The organism is Candidatus Effluviviaceae Genus V sp., assembly GCA_014728125.1.
Lineage (GTDB): Bacteria > Joyebacterota > Joyebacteria > Joyebacterales > Joyebacteraceae > WJMD01.
Genome location: WJMD01000170.1, coordinates 1 through 4,268, shown reverse-complemented (window position 1 = coordinate 4,268; position 4,268 = coordinate 1). Strand labels below are relative to the sequence as shown.

Here is a 4,268-nt window from a genome sequence, read left to right as displayed (position 1 = left end):
TCGATCTTCCGGTCGCCCGACTCCCACTCCGACAACGTCAGGAGCGCGATCTGTCGTGCATCCACGCGCTACCTCCTCGCACCGAAGACGCCGATGGCCTCACGCACGCGGGCAAGGTCGACGCGCGTGTCACGGCAGGGCCCGTTCGGCCTCTCGTTCAGAACCCCGTAGACGGGCAGCGGATAGCTGTCCTGGATCCCCGTGGTCAGATCGGTCTCGCAGGCGACCGCGATGATCGCGTCGGGCCGCACCTCTCCAATCACGCGCCGCGCCAGCGTCCCGCCGGTCGCGACGGCCAGCGAGAGACCGGTCTCCTGCGCGAGCGTCACGAGCTCTGCGATGACGCACTTCCCGCAGCCCGTGCAGTTCTCGATGAGCCCGCCGGTGATCTTGTTCGGGCACTCGGTCGACTGCAGGCAGTGCGGCAGCAGCAGCAGCACGCGCCCGGGACGCTCTCCCGCATTGCCCGCCCGGACGAGCGCATTGTTGACGGCGATGAACGACCGTTTCACCGCGTCGCGGTCGAGTCCGATGATGGTCGCGAGCATCAGGACCGGCGGAAAGAGTATCCAGACGACGGCGCTCGTGATGCTTGAGCCAAACACGATGCGCCGCCCGGTCAGCGCCGAGACAGCGATCGTTGTCAGGCCGAGGGCTATGGCGACGAAGGCGACCCCCGCGACGACCGCGACGATGCCCGGAAGGTCAGGGTGGAACTCGGTCAGCCGCGGGGCGATGAGGTACCACGCGACGGCGGCCAGTGCGGTCAGCAGCAGGAGACCGCCTGCCGCGATCATGATGAAGAGCCGCTTCTCGCGCAATCCCATCATCTCTCTCCCGACGGCCCGGATACGTCCGGCCGCCCTGCTCTCCCGCCCGGGCCGCGCGCTCGAGGCGCCGCCCTGTGTCCGGCGCCGCGTCACGACGTCTCTCCGAACGGGCGCTCCCCGACCTCTGGGCGGTATCCTCTGACGAACGAGGCGGCGTCCATGGCCGACTTGCCCGAGGGCTTGACCTCGAGGAGCCTGACGCTGCCATGCCCTGTCGCGACCTCGATGCCCCGCTCATCGTCGAGCGACACGACCTCGCCCGGTTCGCCGCGCTCCCCGTCCTCGTCCCCGACGCGGGAGACGAGAACCGTGAGCGGGCGGCCGCGGTAGGTCGTCCGCGCTCCGGGCCACGGCGTCATGCCGCGTATGTGATCGTGGACGGTGCGCGCGTCCTTCGTCCAGTCGATGAGACCGTCCCTCTTCTTCAGCTTCCTCGCGTAGGACGCTGCGTCAGGATCCTGCGACGTCCTCGGCGCCTCGTCCCGCTCGATCAGGTCGAGCGTCTCGACCAGGAGCTCGGCGCCCATCGCCGAGAGCCGGTCGTACAGCTCGCCGGCCGTCTCATTCTCGCCGATCGGCGTGCGCCGCGTGAGAATGATCTCCCCCGCGTCGACCTTCCGCGCCATGTACATGGTCGTGACGCCCGTCTCGGTCTCGCCGTTCACGATGACCCAGTTGATCGGCGCGACACCGCGGTAGGCAGGCAGCACGGACCCGTGGACGTTCACGGCGCCCTTCGAGGGGATCGACAGAAGCTCATCGTTCAGGATCTGCCCGAAGGCGACCACGACGAGCACGTCGGGCAGAAGCGCCCTGAGCCGTTCCGCGAACACGGGTGTGTTGACCGACTCGGTCTGGTGGACGGGGATGTCCAGCTCCCCGGCGGCCGTCTTGACGGGCGGGGGCGTCAGTCGCCGGCCCCGACCGGCGGGACGGTCCGGCTGGGTCACGACGAGGAGGACGTCGTGCGCCGAAGCATGGGTTTGTCGGAGGGAAGGCACCGCGAAGTCCGGTGTTCCCATGAACACGATGCGCATGTCGGCAACTCACCGGAGCGGGCTTCAAGGAGCCCGCCCTACGTTCTACGGATGCGCGCCTTGACGAGCTGCCTCTTCAGCGGATTGAGATGATCGAAGAAGAACTTGCCGTTCAGATGATCGATCTCATGCTGGAAGATGCGGGCGAGGGCGCCGGTCACCTCGAGCTTGACCTCGCGCCCCTCGACGTCGAGTCCCTTCACGACGACGTGACTGGGACGTTCGACGTCCGCGGTGACGCCGGGGCAGCTGAGGCAACCTTCCTCGATGACCTCGCGACCGGAGGCCATGACGATCTGCGGGTTGAGAAGAACGACAGCGTCACGATAGACGGCGACATCGTCCTCGTGGTCCGGCGGGGGCTCGGCGACGATCACGCGGAGCGCCTCACCGATCTGCGGACCGGCCAGCCCGACCCCGGGCGGCTCGCCCTCCCGCATGGTGTCGATCATGTCATCGACGACCTTACGGATCTCGGGCGTCACCTCGTCGATCTCGGGAAGGTTGCCGGTCAGCACGTTGTGCCCGTGTCTGACGACGTCACGAACCGCCATGGTGCGGAGCTACTCCCTTACAGCGCTGATGGCGGACTTCGCCACCTCGACCTTGATGCCTTCGGCGATCCGGAGGACGACCTTGTCATCGTGCACGTCCTGGATCTCGCCGTAGAGACCCCCGATGGTCACGACCCTGTCGTTGCGCTTGAGCGCCTCGATCATCTGCTGGCGCTCCTTGCGGCGCTTCGACTCCGGTCGGATCATCAGGAAGTAGAAGATGGCGAAGATCGCGATGAGCATGATGAACATGCCCGTCGCACCGCCTCCTCCGCCCTCGCCGCCCTGTGCGCCGGTCGTACCCATGGCGTGCGCGGTCTCCGGGAACAGCAGTGCTAGTGCCAGCATGGGACTCCCTCCCTAGTGAGCGACGTCGTCCGGCGTCGGTGTGTCGTCCCGGAACCGCTCGCTCTTCACTTTCTCCATCTCCTTCATGAGCTCGTTGGGATCGATGTTGCCGTTCCTCGCGAGAACCCGAACGAGCGCCTCGAGGGACAGCGTATTGGAGAGCGCGAGCTCCTGAAAGGTGACCTCGCGCTTCACGCCGTCCTTGACGAGGAAGAGGCCTGACTTCTCTTCCTCTTTGTCGTCCTTTGGGGACCTTCCGAATACCACGGTGCTCCCTTCGTTGAATCCGTCCTGGCAGCGCGTATGGTAGCAGTCGCCAGAACGCGAAGTCAAGACGACTTGGTGGCGTCGCCGGGCGGGCGGCGCAACCCTGTGATCCGCCTCTCCTGACGCGGCCGTCGCCCGCCGTGGGCTCGGCTCACCCCGTGACGGGAGCCGCGCCGCGTCGGCCGGGTGTCCCTCCGTCCGACGGGTGTCCCGCAATCGGCTCCGCCGGCACCGTCCCCGCCGGCCACCCGCAACCGCCCGTTTCATCAACTCGGTCCCGCCGCATGACCCGCAGGCGGCTCCGCCGGTGTCCTCCCCGGCCGCTCGGCCCGAAGCCGACGTCCGCCTCCATGCTCAATTACGCTATTTGTGACAGAGTTGTTTTTCTCTTGTCAGAATCGGCCGTGAGGAGTAGCATGGTATTGAGCGATATTCAGCCAGCCTCGTGCTCCTCACGGATGCGCGCACAGCAGGAGCCCGGTACTTGCTGGACCGACCGCTCACCTCAGAGGAAAGGGGCGTCCCGGCCCGGCTGCGGGGGCCGCCACCGCGTGCCGAACGAGCGACGAGACCCTGACCGCACGCGCGGGGCCTGCGCCACGGTTGTCCGACACGAAGCATGCAGGGCACCAGCCGCTCTCTTGAGTGGCTGGGTCCCCCCTGGCGGGGGCGGTGAAGGAGAACCGCCCCCGCCTCATATCTCCGACACGAGCCGGATCTCCGATGCGGCAGACCCGCCCGCCGAAGCCCCGATGATCTGCGCAACGCGCCTCATCGCTGAGCATCCTAAGAAGCGAAGCAGTTGACGATTGTCTCTCAGTGCATAACGTGGTAAACTGGTCAATAGATTGTATCTTCGTACTCAGGCGCCGGTGAGGAGGCCTCGCGTGAGAACCGGATCGTACAGCCTGATAGCTCTGCTGTTCATATCGACTTTTGCTCTGCCGCTCGGCGCGGCGGCGCCCGACAACAACGTCGAGTGGGACGGCATATCCCACTACGCGCTGCTCGACCGCACGCCGGCCTGCCCTCTCTCGGGGCAGTCGTTCGCTCTCAGGATGCAGAGCTGGGACAACGACCTGACGGCCGTTCGCGTCCGTCTCGACGACGGCGGCGTCTCGTACTACGATGCCGCGCTCGTCGGAAGCCGCGGCCCGTACGACGTGTGGGAGGCGACCGTCCCGGCCCCGTCCGGAAGCACCATCGAGTTCCTCTTCGAGGTCACAGACGGC

6 protein-coding genes are annotated in these 4,268 nt (G+C 66.8%); 1 reads left to right on the top strand and 5 read right to left on the bottom strand.

The features are described 5' to 3' along the window. Positions 1-68: 68 nt before the first annotated feature. The 5 genes from GF405_10195 to GF405_10175 are packed head-to-tail and all read right to left on the bottom strand — an operon-like array spanning position 69 to position 3,036. Complete coding sequence (locus tag GF405_10195; protein ID MBD3368524.1) at positions 69-923, bottom strand: DUF116 domain-containing protein; 855 nt, start codon at positions 921-923, stop codon at positions 69-71. After that, the gene (locus GF405_10190) at positions 920-1,867 is read right to left on the bottom strand and encodes a methionyl-tRNA formyltransferase (protein ID MBD3368523.1); all 948 of its coding nucleotides are present in this window, start codon (positions 1,865-1,867) and stop codon (positions 920-922) included. Before GF405_10190 ends, GF405_10195 begins: the two co-directional genes overlap by 4 nt. 38 nt (positions 1,868-1,905) lie before the next feature. Next, the gene (gene def / locus GF405_10185; GenBank protein MBD3368522.1) at positions 1,906-2,421 is read right to left on the bottom strand and encodes a peptide deformylase; all 516 of its coding nucleotides are present in this window, start codon (positions 2,419-2,421) and stop codon (positions 1,906-1,908) included. Positions 2,422-2,430: 9 nt separating this feature from the next. Further along, a complete protein-coding gene (gene yajC, locus GF405_10180) occupies positions 2,431-2,727 on the bottom strand; it encodes a preprotein translocase subunit YajC (protein ID MBD3368521.1) in 297 nt (98 codons plus the stop codon). A 54-nt stretch (positions 2,728-2,781) separates the two neighbouring features. Next, entirely contained in the window at positions 2,782-3,036 is a 255-nt protein-coding gene (locus tag GF405_10175; protein MBD3368520.1) for a hypothetical protein, read from the bottom strand. Positions 3,037-3,923: 887 nt separating this feature from the next. Between GF405_10175 and GF405_10170 the strand changes: the two genes are divergently transcribed. Next, positions 3,924-4,268 (top strand): hypothetical protein (locus tag GF405_10170; GenBank protein MBD3368519.1); only part of this gene is annotated, 345 nt, incomplete at its 3' end.